Annotated in this window: 17 protein-coding genes; 4 read left to right on the top strand and 13 right to left on the bottom strand. The window is 51.4% G+C overall.

Annotated features, from left to right (window positions below; all coding sequences use genetic code 11):
- Positions 1–113: 113 nt before the first annotated feature.
- A complete protein-coding gene (locus INR99_RS00655) occupies positions 114–1,868 on the top strand; it encodes a GspE/PulE family protein (protein ID WP_194114362.1) in 1,755 nt (584 codons plus the stop codon).
- Between the two features lie 14 nt (positions 1,869–1,882).
- Here INR99_RS00655 and INR99_RS00650 read toward each other — a convergent pair whose 3' ends face one another.
- The 13 genes from INR99_RS00650 to INR99_RS00590 form a co-directional block, all read right to left on the bottom strand.
- Positions 1,883–2,869: a hypothetical protein gene (locus INR99_RS00650; RefSeq protein ID WP_228098013.1), complete on the bottom strand. Its 987-nt coding sequence runs from the start codon at positions 2,867–2,869 to the stop codon at positions 1,883–1,885.
- Between the two features lie 238 nt (positions 2,870–3,107).
- Positions 3,108–5,117 (bottom strand): capsule polysaccharide biogenesis protein, encoded by a 2,010-nt coding sequence (locus tag INR99_RS00645; RefSeq protein ID WP_228098012.1) that lies wholly within the window; start codon positions 5,115–5,117, stop codon positions 3,108–3,110.
- A complete protein-coding gene (locus INR99_RS00640) occupies positions 5,110–6,066 on the bottom strand; it encodes a KpsF/GutQ family sugar-phosphate isomerase (RefSeq protein WP_194114359.1) in 957 nt (318 codons plus the stop codon). The genes INR99_RS00645 and INR99_RS00640 overlap by 8 nt, the downstream gene beginning before the upstream one ends.
- Positions 6,067–6,406: 340 nt before the next feature.
- Complete coding sequence (gene kdsB / locus INR99_RS00635; protein WP_194114358.1) at positions 6,407–7,681, bottom strand: 3-deoxy-manno-octulosonate cytidylyltransferase; 1,275 nt, start codon at positions 7,679–7,681, stop codon at positions 6,407–6,409.
- Positions 7,682–7,683: 2 nt separating this feature from the next.
- Positions 7,684–8,508 carry a 3-deoxy-8-phosphooctulonate synthase gene (gene kdsA / locus INR99_RS00630; RefSeq protein ID WP_194114357.1) on the bottom strand — a complete coding sequence of 275 codons (825 nt, stop codon included), beginning with the start codon at positions 8,506–8,508 and terminating at the stop codon, positions 7,684–7,686.
- Complete coding sequence (locus INR99_RS00625) at positions 8,501–9,964, bottom strand: hypothetical protein (RefSeq protein WP_194114356.1); 1,464 nt, start codon at positions 9,962–9,964, stop codon at positions 8,501–8,503. Before INR99_RS00625 ends, kdsA begins: the two co-directional genes overlap by 8 nt.
- Positions 9,965–9,966: 2 nt before the next feature.
- On the bottom strand, positions 9,967–11,532 hold the full coding sequence (locus tag INR99_RS00620; RefSeq protein ID WP_194114355.1) for a capsular polysaccharide export protein, LipB/KpsS family: 1,566 nt from the start codon (positions 11,530–11,532) through the stop codon (positions 9,967–9,969).
- Complete coding sequence (locus tag INR99_RS00615; RefSeq protein WP_194114354.1) at positions 11,532–12,467, bottom strand: glycosyltransferase family 4 protein; 936 nt, start codon at positions 12,465–12,467, stop codon at positions 11,532–11,534. The genes INR99_RS00620 and INR99_RS00615 overlap by 1 nt, the downstream gene beginning before the upstream one ends.
- 2 nt (positions 12,468–12,469) lie before the next feature.
- Positions 12,470–13,546, bottom strand: a complete 1,077-nt coding sequence (locus tag INR99_RS00610; protein WP_194114353.1) for a right-handed parallel beta-helix repeat-containing protein — start codon at positions 13,544–13,546, stop codon at positions 12,470–12,472.
- A gap of 81 nt (positions 13,547–13,627) precedes the next feature.
- Positions 13,628–15,355: a polysaccharide biosynthesis/export family protein gene (locus tag INR99_RS00605; RefSeq protein ID WP_194114352.1), complete on the bottom strand. Its 1,728-nt coding sequence runs from the start codon at positions 15,353–15,355 to the stop codon at positions 13,628–13,630.
- 166 nt (positions 15,356–15,521) lie between these two features.
- The gene (locus INR99_RS00600) at positions 15,522–16,637 is read right to left on the bottom strand and encodes a KpsE/RkpR family capsule polysaccharide export protein (protein WP_228098011.1); all 1,116 of its coding nucleotides are present in this window, start codon (positions 16,635–16,637) and stop codon (positions 15,522–15,524) included.
- Between the two features lie 38 nt (positions 16,638–16,675).
- Positions 16,676–17,341 (bottom strand): ABC transporter ATP-binding protein, encoded by a 666-nt coding sequence (locus INR99_RS00595; protein WP_194114351.1) that lies wholly within the window; start codon positions 17,339–17,341, stop codon positions 16,676–16,678.
- Entirely contained in the window at positions 17,338–18,123 is a 786-nt protein-coding gene (locus INR99_RS00590) for an ABC transporter permease (RefSeq protein WP_194114350.1), read from the bottom strand. The genes INR99_RS00595 and INR99_RS00590 overlap by 4 nt, the downstream gene beginning before the upstream one ends.
- 267 nt (positions 18,124–18,390) lie before the next feature.
- Between INR99_RS00590 and INR99_RS00585 the strand changes: the two genes are divergently transcribed.
- The 3 genes from INR99_RS00585 to INR99_RS00575 are packed head-to-tail and all read left to right on the top strand — an operon-like array spanning position 18,391 to position 22,078.
- A complete protein-coding gene (locus tag INR99_RS00585) occupies positions 18,391–19,653 on the top strand; it encodes a capsule polysaccharide biogenesis protein (RefSeq protein WP_194114349.1) in 1,263 nt (420 codons plus the stop codon).
- Between the two features lie 54 nt (positions 19,654–19,707).
- A complete protein-coding gene (locus INR99_RS00580) occupies positions 19,708–20,553 on the top strand; it encodes an SDR family NAD(P)-dependent oxidoreductase (RefSeq protein ID WP_308431422.1) in 846 nt (281 codons plus the stop codon).
- Positions 20,546–22,078: an LTA synthase family protein gene (locus INR99_RS00575; RefSeq protein WP_194114347.1), complete on the top strand. Its 1,533-nt coding sequence runs from the start codon at positions 20,546–20,548 to the stop codon at positions 22,076–22,078. The genes INR99_RS00580 and INR99_RS00575 overlap by 8 nt, the downstream gene beginning before the upstream one ends.
- Positions 22,079–22,098: the final 20 nt, after the last annotated feature.

Raw genomic sequence — 22,098 nt, 5'->3', positions numbered from 1 at the left:
TCGGACAGGTCAGTCACGGGCCGCAGCGATGCGGCCCGTTTTTTTGTCAAAACGCCAGCGGGCTTGTTTGTATCGACTATCTTTGAATTCAGCCAGATGAATCGGAGAGTGTCATGACAGGGCCGGCCAAGGCATTGCAGCTGATCGAAAACGAAGACGATCTGCGCACCTACATCGAGAATGCCCGCAACCAGTTGCACAAGCCTGTCGGTCAGTTGCTGCTGGAAGCCGGGATGGTGACGCAAAAAGACCTCGATCTGGCTTTCATCCTCCAGAAAAGCCACCCCGGAATGCGTCTGGGGGCTGCGCTGGTGGAGCTCGGACTGGTCGAGGAGCTGACCCTGCAAACCGTGCTGCATCAGCAGCTCGGTGTGCCGCACATCAATCTTGAGCGTTTCATCATCCAGTCGGCATTACTGCGCCGCTTGCCGGCGTCGATTGCCCGCGAACATTGCCTGCTGCCAGTCATGGAGCTGCCCAGTGTGATCGTGTTGGCGGGAGCCAAGATTCCGTCGCAGGATGCCTACCAGGATCTGCGTTTTCTGCTGCAGAAGCCGGTCATGGTTGTTATCGCCGACCGGATGACGCTGCTGAACCGCATCGGGCAGCATTACGATCGCATCGAAGAGCACCTCGAAGAAGAAGCCAGAGAAAGCGGCGTCAAGATCGCCGACAGCGCAGAGGATCGCCGCCTCTGGCTGGAAGCGGAATACCTCGCGAAGCAGACCCCCATCGTCAAGCTCGTCGACAGCTTTTTCCAGGAAGCTCTGCGCATGCGCGCTTCCGATCTGCATATCCGGCCGCGCCGCGAAGATGTCGAACTGGCACTGCGTGTGGATGGTGAGCTGCGCACCCTGCGCATCATCGAGCGGCACCTGCTGCCGGCCGTCGTCAGCCGGATCAAGATTCTGGCCACACTGAACATTGCCGAGCGGCGACTGCCCCAGGATGGCCGGATCGCCCTGAAAATTGACGGGAAGGACCTCGACCTGCGGGTCTCGATCATGCCAACGCCGTATGGCGAAAATGTCGTCATCCGGTTGCTGAATCCCTACAGCGCCGTGCGTGCATTCGACCAGATTGGTTACGCCCCCGAAGATCTGCGCAAGCTGGATGAACTGATCCGTCATGAAAGCGGCATGGTGCTGGTCACGGGCCCAACCGGTTCCGGCAAGACCACGACGCTGTACGCGATGCTGCAGGCCATTTCCCGTGCCGGGTTGAATATCGTCACGATTGAAGACCCGGTTGAATATCACCTGCCCAATATGTGCCAGATCCAGCTTTTGACCAGTCAGGGCTTTGGTTTTCCGCAAACGCTGCGGCATGTGCTGCGGCAGGATCCGGATGTCATCATGGTCGGGGAAATTCGTGACGCCGAAACGGCGCAAATGGCCGTGGAGGCCGCACTGACCGGGCATCTGGTGTTCAGTACGCTACACACGACGTCAGCCTGTGGTGCCATTCCGCGCTTGCTGGAGCTGGGCATTTCACCGCAATTGCTGAAAACGTCGCTGCTGGGGGTGCTGGCGCAGCGGCTGGTGCGCCAGAACTGCCCGAACTGCCGGGTACGCGAGAAAATCCCTGACATCATTACCCAGAGGTTGGGGTTGACCGACCTTGCGCCGTTCGAGAAGGGGCAGGGTTGCAAGGTCTGTGATGGCTATGGTTACCTCGGCCGGCGTGCGGTGTACGAGTTGCTCGAGCCTGATGACGAACTGCGGGAGCACTTCCTGCCGACGCTCTCGGAACGGCAGCTGCACGCCAAGGCGCAGGCCGCGGGCATGCGCTTCATGCTCGGTCACGGACTGGAGCTGGCCCAGCAAGGGCTGGTGTCGCTGACCGAGGTCTACCGCGCCTGTGCTTAATGCATGGATTAGCATCATGCTGCAATTGTTTTGCTGCCTTCGGCCATTTGTAGCGCGATGGCGATCAGTTCAGGTGCCAGTGAGCGTGGTTCCCCGCCATGACCGGCCGGATCCTGATAAAGGTAGGTGGCCAGATTTCCCTGCCGGTTTAGTCCATCGCTGAGCGCATTAAAGCCAAACTCCTGGCAGAAAGGCTGGTAATAACGCTGGAAATGCAGCTTGTCGAGTTGGTTTTGCACATAGAGCAAGCGAACGCCCGGTTTTTGCAGGCGAGAGTGTAAATCGAACAAGTGGTGCCCTTGCTTGACGATCGTTTGCGGATTAAGACTGGGGTAACAGGTGCGCAGCCAAGCCGTAAATAGCCCGCCAAAGTGCCACAAGCGGGTTTGCGGATTGATGGCGACGGCGACGGCCTCTGCGAGTTCCGAGGCTAGGCAAGCCGCTGCAAAACCACCTGCAGACGACCCATAGCACACCAAGGGATAGCGCGCTGCCCCCAATTCAATGCGGATATACTGAACCAGCTCAGCCAGTGCGGGAATGCCCGGCTGCCTCTCGTCTCCTAGATACCAGCCGGTACGAAGCAGTTTGGCTTGCGGGTGATGGTGTACGGGATCCGACACATACAGCACATGCCCAGGAAAAAGCGGTGCAAAACTTAGTCGGTCAAATTTGGGTACGGGATGCTTGTCCGGATTTCTCAAGCCGGAAAGAATGACAAACAGCGGTGACCCCGCACTGTCATGGCGATGTAGCAGGCAATCAAACCGCAGGCCGCCATGATCCAGACTGAACAGCCCTTCGCTGACAGCGTTAATGTCGTAGTCATCAAGTGAAATGAAATGTCTTGGAGTTGGCATTGTCAGCAGTAAAAGCTCCCGGCGCAACTTTTGTCGCTGACGAGGGATGTCTGGCCCATCTTCGTCAACCAATTCCATTAGCGCCCATAGCTTGCGAATGATTGGTCGGTGATTTTTGAAAAGTGAATTAATAGAAATCACAAGATGTATTTAAAATTTCGAGTTTTGATTTTTTTGCTGTAGTCATTCAACAAATAGCTAGTATCCTGATTGGGAATGGATACATATGCCAAATGCAATGGTGTAGCGGCTTGTTTTACCCTGGCTAGCTAATCATGCGTGACTCGTTACCATGTGTGAAGAGTCACCGCAAAGCAATGAGACGAGCGCTTGTGTGTAGTGCCATGCTGACATGAAGGACCGCGCTCATGACCATTTATTACACATAGGGGAGAAGCTTGCGTAGAGCCAATCGCCACCAAGGGAGTGCCGCCTGTTTACTCTGACGCCAGCTGATAAGTTCATCCAATGCTCTTTCCGGTGTGGTATAGCGCCCAGTTATTCGGCTGACATATACTGGATAAAGGATCAAGGCTGCGGCTACCAGTTCGTCCAGGTTGCGAAGGCGAGTACGTCGATTGCACTGCATATGGTCGTGCGTCAATCCCCACCCCGAGTAGAACGGCATGCCCCATACTTCAACCTGAACACCACGCAATAGCGCCTCAAATCCAGTCAGTGAAGTCAATACATGCACGGCATCAACTTGGGTGAGCATATCAGCCATCGGCATATCAGTGACAAGTTCATCACACCAGTGTAAGGCTTCATCTTCGTTCTGGCCGCGTTCGCGCAAGCCCGCCAGAACATCAGGATGCGGCTTGTAAACGATCCATGCCTCCGGCTGTGCCGTTCGCACTGCCTGTAATAAGCCAATATTGCTCCGAATCTGGCCTGCGCCATACCGAATTGATGCATCGCTTTCCACCTGGCCAGCAACCAGCACTACTGGCTTGTTGCTATTGGGGCGCTGCCAGGAGCCAGTGCCAACGTTATATTTGGTTAACTTTTCTGCAACAATTCGTTCACGCAAACGGCGCGCCCGCAACAGCAAAGCGTCATCCATATCAACATGCTCGAGCAAATGTTCCAGATCGGAAGGGCGGGAAGCATCAAAATAAATACCTCTGGAATCGAATACCCATGACACTGGTCGGATAAGGTCAGCCCCCAGGCCTACTGATCGAATAAATCCGTCCTCGACAGAAATGCGTGTGGTCGTTTGTATGTCTGGGTATTCAGTGTCCGGAAACGCTTCCAGGTGTTTCTTGCCCCAAATCAGCATTGGCAAGGCTGTTTTCCGGCGCCAGCGCTTCCATCGTAGAAAATCCACCTGGCTACCCCAGGTGAAATCTTGCACAATTGGCCGCTTCCACTTCGAGAATCCATACGCCTGCACGCAGTTCGGCAGTCGGCTGCGCATACGACGTTGCAGCGCAAGATGGGCCAGTACAACTTCTACCTCGCAGGTCTGCTGGGTTTCCGGATCGACATAGCGTGGATAAGCAATCAGGGCCGCATGAATCAATTGCTCCAGATTTGCGTGACTGCGGCGTGAAGGTGCTGGCAGGTCATCGGAGGTCAAACCCCATCCCGCATAGAATGGCATGCCGAAACAGCGTACCGGAACGCCCCATAGCAGTGCATCAAACCCCATCTGCGATGTTACAACATATACCTGCGATGCCAAAGGCAACAGTTCTGCCGGGTGGATATCGTCTGCTAGCAAGATAATGCGCGGATTGGTACGTAGCGCTTCGAGCGAAAAATGCCCGCGTTTACGCCCGGCCAGAACTTCCGGATGAATTTTCAGTACAACGGGAGACCCTGCATTTTCAGCTAATGCAGCATTCAGCATACGCTCAAATGTATCGGCTGACGCCCCTCCAAATTCAATGGCTGCATCGCCATACGTCTGGTCAACTACCAGAATAAAGCCCCTTGGCAGAGTCGGGTGCACGATGCGCTGATGGTTGTATTTGGAAACCGCACCAGCGCACCAATGCTGCCTTAGCGCTTGGGCGCGCGTATGCTGAATTGCCGTGAGCGGCATTGCAATAAGCGCTTCCAAGCGGGATGGGTTGCGGCAATCGTAATAGATGCCCAAATCATCCAGAACAAGAGAGAGAGGTAACTCTCCCTGCCCTATACCCACTGATCGCAGAAAACCATCTTCAACGGTGATGAAATTCAGTCCTTTCATCTCGGCAAATAAACGTGCCTTTGCTGCTGAAGGTTTTAATCCCCAACCAATGACGGTCGTACCGAGGGCTAACTGTTTGCCGGGTCGATAAAGCGTCAAAGGGGCGGGTAAAAGCCCCTTGCTGGCGCATTGCGAAAAGACGGGCTTGCTCAGAGCAAGAAAGTGTGAGGGTTGCTGATTAGCCAATGTCATAAATCTGCAGTACACCAACGACGTTGTCGTGCGCGTCAAGAACGATAAGCGAACTTAGTTTTTTTGTGCGCATGTATTCCTCTGCAAACGCAAAACTCTCATTTTGACCGATGACCTTGGGTTGCTTTGTCATGATGTGCTGAGCCGAAAGCGTTGTTGGGTCTTCGTGCATTTCGAATGCACGACGCACATCACCATCAGTGATGATGCCTGCGAGTTCTTCATTACCGTCCATGACCAATACAAGTCCAAGGCGGCCAGCAGAAATGCTGTGGATAAGATCGCGGAACGTTGTGTCGGGCTGGCAAGTTGGAAGGTTTTGTTTATGCATGACATCTCGCACTTTTGTGAGCAACCGCCGACCAAGGCTACCGCCGGGGTGGAAACGTGCAAAATCTTCAGGCTTGAAATCTTTTAGAGTGGACAGTGCTACTGCCAAGGCATCGCCCATGACCAGTGTCGCAGTTGTCGAGGACGTTGGCGCAAGGTTGTTGGTACATGCTTCCTGCTTGACCGAAATATCCAGAACAGCATGCGCATTGACTGCCAGAGTAGAGTTAAGACGCCCTGTCATGGCAATGATCCTGTTTTCCTGATACTGGAGGAAGGGGATTAGCCTGACCAGCTCTTCAGATTCACCGCTATTGGAAATCATCAGTACAGTATCGGTCGGTTTGATCATCCCAAGGTCTCCGTGAAATGCCTCGGCGGGATGAACAAAAAAAGAAGGAGTACCGGTTGATGCAAATGTGGCGGTAATCTTCTTGCCGATCAGCCCGGACTTCCCCATTCCAACAACTACAACGCGCCCTTTGGTAGAAAGAATTAGCTGAACCGCAGCATGAAAATCTGCCCCGAGCCGGCTGGACATATCGTGCAGCGCTGAAATTTCGATGTCGATGACTTGTCTTGCAATTTCCAGAGAATTTACAGAGTTGGGCATAGTTACGGATTATCCAGATCATGTAGGTCATGTAGTAGAACCGTGCAGCAACTTCATCACTCTCCGCCCGGGGAAACCGCATTCAGGCATGCTGCTGGCAAACAACATCCAGACTGATTCTTCCATGGGCAATACTCCGTCATCGCGGGAGCGGCTAATCGGAAGGTGGTGCACGACTTTGTGCGACAAAACAAATAAGAGGTCGACTCGCTTCTTGAGCACGCGCAGGGTTAGGATTCTACTATCGAACTGCCTGTGCAGAGTCTTCCCCTAGGGTGACAATTTGCTGCACGAGCAGAAGCAGCATCAGGACTAATCAAGTTTCAAGTGTGCAATGAACTTACTGGGCTACTTTGTGCATGGCTTGCAAGAAGCCCGCCGCCGACTCATAAATGGATGATTTGCCCTGCGCAGCAAGAAGCATATCCGAAAACTCCCGGAATGCCCCCTGACCGCCTGGTTTGTTGAGTGAAAGCCGGGCATGCTTCTTGATGTAATCTGGTGCATCAGCTACTGCGACTGCGACAGCACATACTTCAAAAGCAGGCAGATCAATGGTGTCGTCCCCTATGCAGGCAGTTTCAGCAGCCCCTACTCCCGCCTCAGACATCAGCTGTAGGCAAGCTGCAGCCTTGTCATTTACACCAAACAGACTGAATGAAATCCCAAGGTCTTCAACGCGTTTGCGCAGGGTGGCCGAATCGCGTCCCGAAAGTACGGCAACCCGGATGCCACTTTCTTCCAGCATACGAATGCCCAAACCGTCCCGCACATGAAATTGCTTTTGACACTCTCCGGAGGCATCATAAATGATGCTGCCATCGGTAAGCACGCCATCCACATCAGTAATCACCAAGCGGATGCTTGCAAGCGGATTTACTGCCTGCCAGCTCCGGCCAGCAACAATCGCGCGCACTTTTTCCAGGCACTCCGGTGTATCAACGCCTGGGGCCGTAGGGGCTACACCCACCATGCGAATGGTGTAACCACTAGCCAGCAAGCGCAGTTGTTCCAGTGATTCGGCCGCTTCCAGCATAGGCTGAGGCAGTTGTGCATACTGACTCAGCACCGCGGAACGGTATGCATAAACACCGATATGTTTATTGTATAGCGCTGCATCAGCCTCCCGAGGATAAGGAATAGGAGACCTACTGAAATACAGCGCATTGCCATTATTGTTCAGTACTACCTTCACTGTATTTGGGTTTCTTGACTCGTCAGCGGAAACAGGATGATAGAGCGATCCGACATCCACCTCAGGATGACTGCACATCATATCGACTAGGGCCTGCAAATCTTCCGGTCTGACCAATGGCTCATCGCCTTGGATATTGATATAGACATCTGCCGGATGCTGGCGAGCCACTTCCGCAAGCCGATCCGTCCCCGACGGGTGATCGGTCGAGGTAATTACTGCGGTACCGCCAAAATGCTGGACGGTATCGATGATCCGCTGGTCATCGGTAGCAACCAGCACCTTGTCTACGCCTTTGACCAAGCAAGCTTTTTCATAGACATGCTGAATCATTGGCTTGCCGCCAATATCCAGCAAAGGCTTGCCTGGTAATCGGGTTGAGCCAAACCGGGCCGGAATGACAATAATGACTTTTGACATGATTATTCAATCACTAGCGGTGGAAACGATTTGACCAGATCATCAATGGCCTTGATCTGGGTAAGGAAGGGCTCGAGTTGATGGAGTGGCAGGGCGCTAGGGCCATCACACTTGGCCTTGGCCGGATCCGGGTGGGCCTCAAGGAAAAGCCCTGCTAGGCCGACTGACATACCCGCTTTCGCAAGATCAAGAACTTGCTCACGCCGGCCACCCGACGCCGAACCCAGCGAATCTCGCTGCTGCAAGGCATGCGTTACATCGAAAATAATGGGTAGATTGCCCGTAACCTTTTTCATCACACCAAAGCCCAGCATATCAACGACCAAATTGTCATAGCCAAAGCAGGTGCCGCGATCGCACAGAATAAGTTGATCGTTTCCCGCCTCTTTGAATTTGTCAACGATATTGAGCATCTGGGATGGGCTGAGAAATTGTGGCTTTTTGATGTTGATCGGCTTGCCTGTTTTAGCCAACGCCACAACCAGATCAGTCTGCCGCGCCAGAAAGGCTGGCAGCTGCAGAATGTCGCAGACTTCGGCAACCAATGGTGCTTGCCATGGCTCATGTACATCGGTAATCACAGGAACACCAAATTCGGTCTTCACCGCTTCGAAGATGCGCATACCTTCTTCCAGCCCAGGGCCGCGGTAAGAGTGGATAGAAGACCGGTTCGCTTTGTCAAAAGACGCTTTGAATACGTACGGGATCCCCAGTTTCTGGGTGACTCGGACATATTCATCGCACGCAGTTAAGGCTAGCTCTTTGGATTCCAGGACATTGATCCCGCCAAAAAGTGAGAATGGGGTTGTGTTAGAAGGGTTAATCATTTTTTGTGCTCTCGAAAATTTCTACGGTTGGTAAGTTTCCGTGTGCAAATGCAATGCTATTGATTTTAATAGATTTGCTCTTTCCGTCAGAGAGGAAGTATATGCGCGCAAACAGCGCATCTCTGTGTTTGTTGTTTACTGTGTCGGCATGAAAAACAAGCGTGTGGCGCCCAGATGATTCAATTATTTTGTTGGCTTGATAATAGCCAGATATTCCATGGGCGCCCAAACTTAACGTGATACTTCCTCTCTCAACCTCCACGTCGATCATGCATGATATTTCATGGCCATTTTTAAACCCACTATCCAGAAAGTGATTTAAGCTGATGTTAAAGTAGCAGTTTTTCCCGGTGATGAATTTTGCTGTGAAATGGCCGCCCCCATCTGAGTGGAGGAGGCACTCTCCATCAGGAGCGCGAAACCATGCATTACCTATGGCTTGGTTGTTGCTAACAGGGCCATATGGAACTTCATCTGCAGAGAAGTCGTGTATTTTATCGCAGGGCATAGCTGATTTTAATTGCCATAGCTCGCTTCCGTCGAAAATGAAGGGGGTGCCAGTTTTCTCGCCGCTCGAATTGTAAAGTCCGATGTCACGGCAGAAATAAATTCCTGGATTTTGGAGGAAGTGACGCCTGTTCCATGCGAAAGACTGTTGGTCGGAGCCTTTCCAATTCTTGTAGTACCGTTTAATGCCGTGCCTGTTATTGTGGTGGCGGTTGTCTTTTAATATTTTTATGTTGGATTGTGTGGCGCCAATCGGCAGGTTGAATTTGTGGAATGCAAAAATTAAATCGAGTGCTGCGTTGACCTTTTCGATGTCGCGCCCAAAAGGCATTGCGTGATCATCGCTATCAATTGTATGGGTTATTAATTTCCTGTGGTTGGGCGTTGCCTCAAGAATTAGTTCAACGTTTGCTATGTCTATCGGTGCGTGGCCATGAATAATAAAAATCACGCCTGTATGATTAGACTGCTGCTCGGCTAGCTCTTGCAGATTTACCGCGCCGCCATTATTTATGGTCCGCAGCATGTTCTTGTTTAGCTCGTGCCAACCATAATCCAAACTTAACTCAATGCTGACCTGTGGGTTGCACGCAAGGCAATGCAAGTTGTTTTTTAGAGCGAAATGGATTGCCGCATATCCGGCCATGGATGAGCCAAAAATGCAAGTATTTCCTTCCGGAAAGTTGTTTGAATAGCTAGATATTATTTCTGCGTAAGTTTTGCCTTTGTCATTGTCAAGGTACCATGTATTGTTCGTGTCCGTTAAAAATAGTAAATTGTCAGTTTGGTTCTCGAGAAAAGTCCTAAGAAGGAAGTAGTTGTTTTTCTGATTGTGGGCACTTAGCAGTACAAGTAATTTATCGCTGTGGCTCTTGGGGACGAAGAGTACTTTCTTTCCGTTTATGGTTTTCTCATGCGTAGATATAATTTTTTGAATATCTATAGACATTTTTATGCCCTAAAGAAATGAGCAAGCGGGCGCATCCATTTGTGCTTGCTGTCTGCAAAGAAACGCTTGGGTGAGCGCTTGAATTTTCTCAGTTTTCGTTGGAAAGGCGTTAACTCTGTGCTGTTCCTTTTGTCCTCCGAGATGGCTTTTTCCTCCGAGATGGCTTCTCGGTTCTGTGTGGATTCAGTGCTATGTGTGATTTTAGGCTCGCGCTGGGGAGACTTGATAGGGTTTGATTGGTAGGTCACTGCGGACAAAGCGGAGAATAGGGTGCGCAGTTTGGCTAACCCTGATGGATGCTTACTTATCAACTGGCCTTGTAGTATGACAGTCAGAAACGTCTCGAACTTATCATACTCTTGTAAAGTGAGATTAAAATTATCGTTTGGTGATTTTGCTATAAAATCAATTGCCGCATCAATATTCGACGGATGGAAATCTGTGCTAAATCCTTTGTGACCATAGAACGGAAGACCTAGTGTAATAGGCTTGAATCCTTGCCACGCAGCCTCAATTCCTGATTGAGAATTGATCGTTACTACAGAATCTGCATTATCAAAGAGCTCATCAATATTGAAATCAGATACAACGCAAAGGCGTTGTTCATTGGCAAATCTACGCTGAATCTCATCGGCCGTTACATTTGCTTTCATATTGGTTTTCTTTAGTTCCCACGGATGGGCTTTGAAAACAATATTAAAGTCGCTTTGGTCAAGTATTTTTTGGATGAGTTTTGTGTATAGGCTGATTGAAGAAATCGCGCCGCCTTGTCCATTGATTAGTGAAAAATCGTTTGCAACTTGGCCTAGTATTAAAATTGTGCGTCTTTTGTTCTTGAATAAGGGCGCGTTTTTTCTTGGGGGTTGTTTGACATTCAAGTTGCAGCCGAGCTGTATTTTATTTAGCGCTTTCGTCTTTTCTTTGTGGCTGGTGTCAGTAAGTTTTAGTAGTTGATTGTAGTAATTTTCGGACTTTATTTGCGAGTTGTTCGGTATTGCTTCAAATGTTTCTTCGCAGTAAAAATCATTGCCGGTAAAAAAGGTTTCTAAAATGAAAACCCGTGTGCTGGTGGTTTTTAACTGCTCGATGAGGGCTCGCGTGTACGATAAGCTGCCTGAAAAAATCAGAGCGAAGTCATATTTTGGTGCGTTTAGCAAGAAACGCTTCCAGTAATGATACCAGTATGCTGCCATAGCTATGTTTCTGATTAGTATTTCTTTGTGCTCGTTATGGCAGTAGTTGAATATGTCCTCGAATGTGTAAAACGTAGGGTGATCTTTATGAGGCGTGATTGCGAAGACGTAAGATAGCAGTTCAAGTTGACATAGCTTGAAAAGATTCACTCCGTCGATTTGAGCTGTGTAGAGTAATTCTTTGTTGTATTGCTTGTATTGTTCTAGTTGCGCGGATGCTTCTAAGGGGAAGTCGGTATAATTGCCGTAGTTGGCAATTATACGAGCATCCTTTATGTGTTGATCAAACTCGTGCTTTCCTTCTGTAATAAAATCGAAGATAGATTTAAAGTTCTTCGTGTTTATGTGTAGGCTGTCTGGTGAAAAGAAGCGCATCAATTTATCTCCCGGTAAATGTCGCAGTTTGCCTTTATTGATTTTTCCCAGGTTATTGCCTTTGATGAATGTTCCTGGGTGGCTGAGTTGGCGAATATTTCTGCGATCTTATTCGGGCTTTTTATTAGTGAATTGATGTTTTCTCCATCCGTCACTGGGTCCATGGTTAGATATAGCCCATTTCTCATGTTTTGCACTAGGTCAGCGGCCATTCCTATCGGGTTGCAGATAATTGGCGTGCATGTTGCAACTGCTTCTGGGATGTTTGCAGGGCCGCCTTCGAAATAGCTCGGCATCAGAAGAAAATCCGATTGTCGATATAAGTCGTTGAATAATTTATATGGAAGCCTGTCATAAATCTTGGTTTCGAACCCGAATTTTTCAAAATAGGGGGCGTCGAGGGATCTGTCTTGGCCAACTAAAATAAACGCAATGTGAGTGTTGTCTAAATATTTCAGTAAATCAATAATGTAGGCTTCACCTTTGACCCTGCGGCCATAACGCCTAGATGTAACCAGGAAAGTGTATTTCTCTTTTACTTGCTTGGCTTCATTGGCTATAAATACCTTGCGGTTATATCCGTGCGGAATGATTGTTGTGTTTGTGATGCCTTGTGCCGTTAAGTATGCTTTTTGCTGTGTGTTCAAGCAGACAATCTTTTGCGACTCTTTGTAGCGATCATGAAATTTCTCGTAACTCAACCATGGGTCGGTATCAGAAAGATCGTGATGAACTGTAACTACAGAGCGTGGTTTCAGCCTTTTTTCCAGATGAGGGCGATGGTAGTGCCAGACAGATGCCTCTGAAATAGGCTCTACTGTTGTGATATGTTGAAAATCCGAACCGGAGAATTCTTTAAAATAATTGATGATGCTACTGTAAATGTTACTCTGTACGTCTTGGGACATCACATGATTGATAATTATCTTAGACACGGTTACTCCTGTGATTTGATCTTGGCGACGTTGTTGGGAAGCTTAATTGCTTTGGCTTTGTTTCCAGTGGCTCTGCTATATATTGCCGACCCTGTGAGAATGTCGTCGGTGTGGCTGTCTTTTATGTTGTTGCCCGAAATTTCATTTGGGCCCATTTCAACAATAATGCCGGCTTTTTTCGATGATTCAATTTTGTTGTTGGCTATTGTGTTTTCGATGGCTTCATCTTCTACAAATACGGCGCCATTGCTATCTATTTTGTAGGGGGGTCTTCCGCATTTCATGAATCGCAAGTCGCGGCTTTGCCTGGATGCAACCCAAATTCCAACTATCTCGTTCTTAAACGTATTGTTAATGATCAGGTTTTTGTTTGCGCCGTGGACGCGTTTTACAGAGTGGCCGGATTCCCAATCTTCATCGCAGTTCCGGTAGAGTGCGACTCCTGCAAGGCCGTTTCCAAAGAATTTATTGCCCGAGATCGTGTTGTTCTCTGACGCATCTATTGCAATTGCAGGCTGGGTTGGATGTCCTTTCTCATTCCATCCATTTTCAACAAACAATGAGTTGATGATCGTGCTTTTCTCAGAGTCGTGCTCAATATAGATGCCTGCGCCCCGAACGTTCTTGACTGAGGAGTCTTTTATTGTTACGCCTGATGTATGGTCGTCAATGTAGATCCCGACCCCTAATATCCCTGAGATGTGTACCGATTCAATATTAACGGATTTTGGGTGTTGTCCATTGGTTTTTTGATAGTCGGGAATTGCCCAGCCAATCCCGATCCCCGTGTTCTTGTAGTTTTGGATTTTGCAGTTGGTTATAGAGATATTGCTTAAATCTTTCCCTTGTGAGTCCACGAGAATACCTGTGCCGAGTTTTCCTTCGCCATCTAGTGTTGCGCCATTGCAGTTTAGCGCTGTGTTTGGTTCTGTTATTTTAATTGCGACATTATAAGAGCAGGAGCCGATGAGCTCATGACTTCCTGCTTTTAAGACTGATGAAGGGATTGTGCAGGCGGCCCGGCTTGGCGCAGCATGAAATACTATGACTAGTAGACAGGGTATAAGTAAATGCCGCATAAAATTTCCTCTATTGCAATTTTTTGCTGGCTTGTTCAAGCCGCGTTTATTTGGATAACGTTATCAAGTTGATTGAGTAAACTAGTTCTTGAAGTCAAGCACAACACCAACTGCCACAGCAATTTGATAAACGATTTGGCTGATGTCCATCGAAAATTGCATGAACTTAGTGTCTACCTTGGGTAGCACCATGATGCGATCACCTTCGCTGATTTTTTTGAGGTTTTTCTCGCTGGAAAAGCTGCCGTTGGCATGGGCAACCACGATGCGGGATGAGTCCGCATCCTGAGTAAAGCCGCCTGCCGCGCTGATGTAGTCTTCAACGCGCAGGTTTTCATCGTAGGCTATCGAGTTGGGGAAGAGTACTTCGCCGCCTACCAGCACCAGCCCGTCTTTTACTGGGATGCGGATGATGTCGCCATTCTCCAGCAGCAGATCATTCTTGCGAGATGACTGGGCGATGAATACTTGACCCGTCGGTTCAAGTTGACGGGCTCGATCGATCCAGTTGAGGATTTTTGTCGATTCGTCACTGCGGATCTTTGCTTCATTGACCGATCCGGAGCGGGCTGTCAGTACCGTTGCTTCCAGGGATTTCAGTGCGACATCAAGCATGGCTTTTTGGCGGTCTTTAACGCTATTTCGGAAAAGCTGCACGCTGGCGCTATCGGAGTTTGGGGTATACTCCACCTTCCCTAGCAAATCGCCGACCTTGGCCCCATAGGGAAGCACGTATTCCTGCGCGCTTAGATGCTCGCCTTCAATGCGTACTGTAATTGTTCCGGGCTTCTTGTCTGCTGTGTATTCGACTTCATCGCCGCTTTGTACGATTAGCTGGTTTGCATTCGCAATTGTGTGGTACTCGGTATTCTGTTTGTTTCCTGTGTTGCGGGTGATACGGATATTGGTTGCATGCGGCAGCGGTTTGGCTAACTGCCCCAGAGTCGCAAGCTCGATGGTGTTGCTGGTGAATTCGAACTGCTTTGGGTTGCTGGCCAGTCCTTTTACCGTGACAACATTATGACGAGGAGCAACGAAAATTACATCTCCATCGGCTAGCTGCACTTGCGGCATATTCCCCTTGGTGAGGAAATCGTAGAGGTTGATGCTTGCGCGAGTCTGGTTACCCCGTTTGATCTGAACATCAAGAAACGAGCCGCGCTCGGGATCGATGCCTCCAGCTCGATCCAGGTATTGCAACAGGCTGTCGGTGCTGGTGCCTTCATACATGCCCGGCATATTGACGAAGCCGCTGACATAGACCTTTACCGGCTGACCCATGGCTAATGAGGCATAGTTATATACATTGGCCCGGAAAACCTTTGCAATGGCAGTGTTAATGCTTTTCTGCAAATCCTGGTTGCGTACTCCCTGAAGCCTCACCGGCCCAACGTGCGGCAGGAACACATTGCCTTGTGGATCCACGATCAATTCTGTGTCTAGGTCAAAGGCTCCCCACATCCGCAGGATGATCCTGTCGCCGCTCGCAATCAGATAGTCCGGGCTGAATAGCCCCCCTCCTTTGTTGCTGAAATTGCCACTGAACAGGTTTGCACCAAACACAGTATTTGCACTGGCTTTGCTCGGTTCGCTCAAGACGCTGGTGGCACTGTCTCCATAACCTGCGTTGCTGTTCTGCACTAGCGCCGGAGCATTAGCCTGTGCTGCAATCTGGCTTGCTGCCGATGGCTTGGCAAAGGTGTCGTTGACCACCATCAGTTTGCTGGCGGGGTCAAGCTTTGCAGCCTGTGCGAGGCCGGCTATGCAGACAGCGGCAATGGAAAGATTGATAAACCAGTGTTTGCTCATGCTTGTTCCGGGTAAATATTAATGGCGTTATGCTGGTATTAACCAGCATCCAGCTGAGTGCGTTTGCAGAATCAATGCATCCCGTGCTGGATTCTGAAGATGAAGCGTGCTTGGCTAGAGTGAATCCGTTTTGATATTGAAATACTCATCAGGTAAGCCACTTACTTTAATCTTTGTGATCGCGAATGACTGCGACCAGCAATTGCACGATGCCGGCGATGATCAGGGTCACCAACACAAAGGTCAGTATGTTAAATAGCCGGCGTGGCTCTAGCGGATACTCAGGCAGGTTCGCGCTCTGCAGTATCGATACTTTCTTCAGGTTGCGGGTTGCCTCAAGCCGGCCCTTTTCCAGTGCCACGAGTGCGGTCTTGTATACCTCTTCTGCCAGTTTTGCCTCGCCTTCAAGGATTTTGTAATCAAGCACCGATGCATTTAGCGGTTTGCCATCTGGCGAGGCCAGGCGCAGGCGTTCTGCAGTGATTTGTTTGTCGAGCGCGTCCAGCTGAATATTCAAGTTGGCAATGTCGGGGGAATCTGGGCTCAGGTACGCCAGCATGCCAGCCCGCTTGGTGCTCAGTTCAACACGCTGAGTTTCCAGTGCATTGATCACACCCGCCATGTGTTCGGCTTCTTCTTTGGGGGCAACCATTCCGGTTTTGTTCTGGTAGGCCAGCAGCTTGCGCGACGTCAGCATGACTCGTTCATTCAGGTTGACCACTTGTTTTTCCAGGAAAATGACTTGTTCACTGGCCAAGCGGTGGCCGAGCTGGTTCATGAATTGCTCGCCGTCTTCGACCATGGCCTGCACGATGGCTTGGGCCATTTTAGGCTCGAAGGCTTCCGCGCGAATGATTAGCACGCCAGAATAATCATCAAATTCAACGCTGACACGCTTGAGGAAGTAATTGTGAAAATACTCCAGCTCTTCATCTTTGCTCCACATTCTTGAGAGTGGATCGCGCCGGATGTCGCTGAAATGCTCGCGCAATTTGAGTCTTGCATCGAGCTTTTTCAGCATGTCGAGCGAGAGCAGGTGTTCGCGCAGTAGTAACTGGTCGCCACGGTTATTGCTGCCGCCGCCGGCTAGCAGGGCGCCGAAATCCATCGCTTGGCTTGCCATCAGGTCGGTACGCTGGATCAGTACATGCGATGTGGAGACGTAGCGGTCCGATGCAATAAAGCCCCAGTAGATACAGGCGGCCAATGAAATGTAAAAAGCCGTACGAAATACCCGGCGTCGCATGATGGCGGGTAGCAGCCAGCCCTGCGCCCAGTTCACGGTGCTGGCCGACATGCTGGCCAAGCCTTTCAGGTATTTCATAATTTGATGCTGTCCTTGTAGTTTTTCAATGCGTCTTCAATATCGTCAAACCAGTAGGCCTGACCTTGATGCAGCCAGATACCTGCCTGGCAAAACTGTCGAAGGGTGCCTTCGCCATGCGAAACCATGATCAGTCCGGCATGGTCCGAGAGTTTCTTGAAAGCCGCCGCGGCTTTGTTGCGAAATGCGGCATCACCAACGGCCGTAATTTCGTCAGAAAGATAGACATCGAAATCGAAGGCGAGTGACATGCCAAAGAGTAGGCGCGACTTCATTCCGGATGAATAGCTTTTGACCGGCTCATCGAACGCGTCGCCGATTTCGGCAAAGTCCTGGATGAACGCGAGTTTCTCGGGGATTTCTTCTTCACGGCCATGAATCCGGCACACGAATTTTGCATTTTGTCGGCCGGTCATGGTTCCCTGCAGTCCTCCCGCGAAGCCTAGGGGCCAAGAGACAGAGCAATCTCTGCGTACTTCACCCTTGCTGGGGTGGTCAACGCCACCGATGATGCGTAGCAGAGTTGATTTGCCTGCACCGTTCGGCCCGACCAGCCCTACATTTACACGGGGCGGAATGGTGAACGACACGCCGTTCAGTACCCATTTTCCGTAGCCCTTGTCGGTCTGATAGCGTTTGTGCACGTCACTGACGATGATCATAGTGTTACCAGGCGCTGTGAGAAGCGGCGTTGCAGTAAAAGACCAACAAAAATCATTGCGAGCGCCCAGAGTGCCAGGTAGGACAGGTCGATACTGGGGGGAGAGGAGTAACGCGGAAAAAAGCCATGCCGCAGCATTTCGATACCGTGGACCAGGGGGTTTAATAGCAGCATGTCGCGGTAAGGCTGTTGGATGGATAGGATCGGGTACATGACTCCGGATACGAAATAGAGAGGTCGCATGATCAAGTCAACAACCTTCCCTGCATCCTCGCTCAGTGTGCTCACCACCGACAGAATCAGGCCGAAGCCCAGGCCGGTAAGCCACATTACCGCAAGGGAGCCGAGCACCAGCAGCGGGTTGTCGGGGATGACATTGCGCCCGATCATGGCTAATGCTGCGAATAGGATGCCGCTGGTAAGCAGCATTAGCACCAGCTCAACCAGCGCGCGAGCAAGCAGGGTGTCAAGCACCTTGACTTGGCGATAGCTGAACAATGCCAGGTTGGCCGATATGCCGACTTTCACTTGGGTGGCAGTACGCTGGAATGTGAAATATCCAATCAGGCCGATGGCAATAAAAATTGCCGGGTCGGTTCCGGGAATCAGGCGCTGCAGGATAAAGCCGAACAGGGCAACAAACAGTGCGAGGTGGGCTATCGGTTCCATGAGCAGCCAGAACCAGCTGAGCCGTCCTCCCGCGATGCGCAGGGCGGCTTCACGAAGTATTAGCGCGCGGATGACCGCAAAGAAAATCTCCGGAGAGCTGCGAGTGCGTTTCATTGCCAGTTTGGCCGGACTCGATCATGCCGAGACTGGCGCTTCTTGTCAGATTGGTGGGGAGCTATGTTACACCAAGTTTTGTGCGCGGTGGCGGTGCTAGACCAAGCATGCACTCGCTGTGATCATTGCCGTATTTGGGTTTGGCATGGCTTTGCGCAATAGCTTTGCAAACTTTAATCTTTGAGGGCCCGTCTTTGGCCTCTGCGGTATACTGCGCCAGGCTTTTCGACAGAAAATGCCCATCCCTGATTCCGCTGTGTAGTTACGATGCCACGCAAGTCATTCCTTTTTCTGCAAGGTGTATGTTCCCCTTTTTTTTCACGGCTTGCACAGCAACTCCGAGCCGATGGGCATGCCGTATGCCGTGTCAATTTCAATGTTGGTGATGCACTGTACTGGCTGGAAGGGGGGGGGGTTCACCATAGGGGTGATGTCGCGAAATTAACTGGTTTGCTCGATCACATCTATGCCGAGCATGACATCACCGACCAGCTGATGTTTGGCGACCAGCGTCCGGTTCATCGGCCTGCAGTCCTCCACGGCGAAGCATGTGGGGTACGCAATCATGTTTTCGAGGAGGGCTATTTCCGGCCATATTGGGTGACGCTCGAGCGAGAAGGCGTAAATGGTCACTCCTTGTTACCACGGGATCCAGACTGGTTCATGGCGGCGGGCGAAGCATTGCCCGACTACGGCGACGGAGCGCCTTTTGAATCTTCTTTTTTGGCGCGCAGCGTTCACGATGTGATCTATCATCTAGCGGGATTCTGGAATCCCCTACTCTATCCGGGCTACCGCACCCACGCGCCGGTAACAGCCCCTGTCGAATATGCGGCCTATTTATGGCGTCTGCAGCGAGTTAAGCGCCTGCATGCCAATGACAATGTACAGATCAATCAGCTAGCGGATTCAGCCAAGTGCTATTACGTGTTGCCCTTGCAGCTCAATAGCGATGCGCAGATTCGCTACCACTCGCACTATACGGACATGACAGAGGTTTTGAGTGAGGTGCTACTCTCCTTTGCCCGCCATGCGCCGTCCGATGCGCTGCTGGTGATCAAGAATCATCCGCTCGATATTGGCTTAGTCGATTACGCGGGTTTCTTGCGGCAGAAGGAGCGGGAGCTCGACCTGGCTGGTCGGATCGTTTATTTGGAGTCTGGCAATCTGCACAAGCTGGTGGCTCATGCACGTGGAGTCATCACCGTGAACAGCACGGTGGGCGGCGTATCCTTGGGCTTGGCGTGTCCGACGATTGCGCTGGCGGATCCGATATACAACCTTCCTGGGCTCACCTTTCAGCATGGGCTCGACCGCTTCTGGCTGAATGCATCTGCACCTGAGCCGGAATTGTTCAGGCGCTTTCGCAATACGGTCATCCATGCCACGCAGATTAACGGTGGCTTTTATTGCAAAGCAGGAATTGCCATGGCGGTCGCGCAGAGCGCCGCAGTGTTGGGTAGTGAGCGGTCACCGCTGGAGCTGCTACTGGAAATGTATCCGGCAAATACAAACGGATTATGTCGGTAGCCACTGAATCGGGATATGCATGATTCATTTGAAGATTGACATCACATACGGCAAATGTTGAGCATTTGCCAACCCTTTGCGGTTTTACCCTTTGGTCGTGCGATCACGACGAACCTTTTGGAAGGTGCATGTATGGAGTTGCCAAATTCCATTGTGATTACCGGGGCAACCGGAGCCATTGGTGGAGCACTTGCGCTCACATACGCCACCCATGGGTGCCGATTGCTATTACTTGGCCAAAATGCTGAGCGCTTGAGTGCACTGGCGCAGGCGTGTGAGTCAAAAGGCGCGCGCGTAATTTGCCAGCAGATGGATTTGCGCGATATTGCAGCGCTTCGTGCATGGGCTGCCACTGTCTTTGCAACAGAGATCCCGGATTTGCTGATTGCCAATGCGGGTGTGAATATCAATCTGACTGATGATCCGGCTGGCGAACGCTGGGAAGACATCGAGCGTCTGATGGATGTGAATCTGCGCGCGACACAGGCACTGGTCCATGCGGTCTTGCCGTTCATGCGGCGCAGGGGGCGTGGCCAGATTGCTCTGGTGAGTTCCCTGGCTGGGTACTATGGCCTGCCAATGACGCCCAGTTACAGCGCCAGCAAGGCGGCGGTCAAGGCCTACGGCGAAGCTCTGCGTGGCTGGCTGGCACCAGAAGGGGTGCAAGTCAGTGTCATCATGCCGGGATATGTCGCTTCGCCAATGTGTGATGCCATGCCAGGGCCCAAGCCATTCCTCTGGTCGCCCGAGCGTGCTGCGCGGGTAATTCGGCGAGGTCTGGCGGCCAACCGGGCCCGAATCAGTTTTCCTTTTCCGCTCAACTGGGGCAGCTGGTGGTTGGCGGTGCTGCCAGCCAGCATGTCACAGCGCATTTTGCACTGGATCGGTTACCGTGTCTGAGCTGCTCATGGCCTTGCTGCTCCCGTTGCTAGCTGGGGTTTTGGTAACCCTTTTGCTTGAGCGGGCGATGCTGCCGGCTCCTGCCCCGTGCTGGCGACGGCCATGGCTGGCGAACCTGCTGCATGTGAATGGCTGGCTGATGGTGTATTGCTTCGAACTGCTGTTGTTCCAGCGCCCCTGGTTTGCTGCGCTATTATCGACCGGCTTTTTCGCACTGCTTGTGCTGGTCAATAACGCCAAATATGTCGCTTTGCGCGAGCCGTTCATTTTTCAGGACTTCGAGTATTTTTTCGATGCGCTGCGTCATCCGCGGCTTTATATTCCTTTTTTCGGAATCGCCAAGACGATTGCTGGTTTTCTCGTGTTTGGCCTTGTCCTGGCAACAGGTTTCTGGTTAGAGACGTCAGTGCTTGTCCGTTTGAGTCCGTGGCATTTCTGGGGGGGGCTCCTACTGCTTGTCGGCGTGTGCGCGGTGCTGTGTGTGCTGGGCAAGAAATGCAACCCCCACTTGCAGTTTAGTCCCGCAGAAGATCTAAGGGCGCATGGTGTATATGCCTATATGCATTATTATGCATGGGCTGAATCACACATACCTTGTGATGTATGTGATCCGCCCGCGTCATGGTCCGCAGATGGATTACCACTGGCAACGCGAGTTCTGGTGATCCAGAGCGAATCCTTTTTTGATGCACGCACCCTGTCCTCGGATATTCGTGCCGATGTTCTGCTCGAGTATGACCGGCTTTGTGCGTCTTCATGGCAAACTGGTGGCCTGACGACACCTGCATGGGGGGCGAATACCGTACGCAGCGAGTTTGCTTTTCTGTCCGGTTTGAGTCCGGTGCGAATGGGGGTGCAGCAGTTCAATCCCTATCGCAAGCTGGCAAAGTCTTCTCCTTACACCTTGGCTCGTTGGTTCAGGCAGCGCGGTTATCGTACTGTCTGCATTCACCCTTATCCAGCCAGCTTTTATGAGCGGGATCGCGTTTATCCTGAGCTTGGATTCGACGAGTTTATCGATATCACCGCCTTCGAGCCGCCGGAGGCCGGGCTGCCTTATGTTGGGGATGTCGCGCTGGCGGACAAGGTGGCTGCAGTGCTGGAAGCCGCAGACGGGCCGCTATTCTGTTTTGTCATCACGATGGAAAATCACGGACCGCTGCATCTTGAGAGCGTAAACGAACAAGATGAAGCAAGGCTCTACATCAGCAAGCGGCAGGCGCCCGGCTGCAAGGATTTGACCGTTTACCTGCGGCATCAGCTGAATGCGGACCGGATGGTGCGACATCTGCGTGGCGTGCTAGAGCGCGGCGAGCAGCCAGCTGTACTGTGCTGGTATGGCGACCATGTGCCGGTCATGCCGGCCGTCTATGACCATTACGGCGCACCCGACGGTCGGACCCGTTATGCGATTTGGCGCAACTGGTCGGCGGGAGAAGGGCGGCAGATTGATCTCGCTGCGCATCAACTCGGCGCGGCGCTCTTGGCAGGCATACGTGTGGAATCCGCTCCACGCGGCGCCTGATGCCATTGACGAGGCAATGG

It is taken from the genome of Chitinilyticum piscinae (assembly GCF_015223195.1).
Classification (GTDB): Bacteria; Pseudomonadota; Gammaproteobacteria; order Burkholderiales; family Chitinibacteraceae; genus Chitinilyticum; species Chitinilyticum piscinae.
The sequence above is the reverse complement of the archived record's forward strand: the minus strand, read 5'-3'. Positions and strand labels throughout refer to the sequence as shown.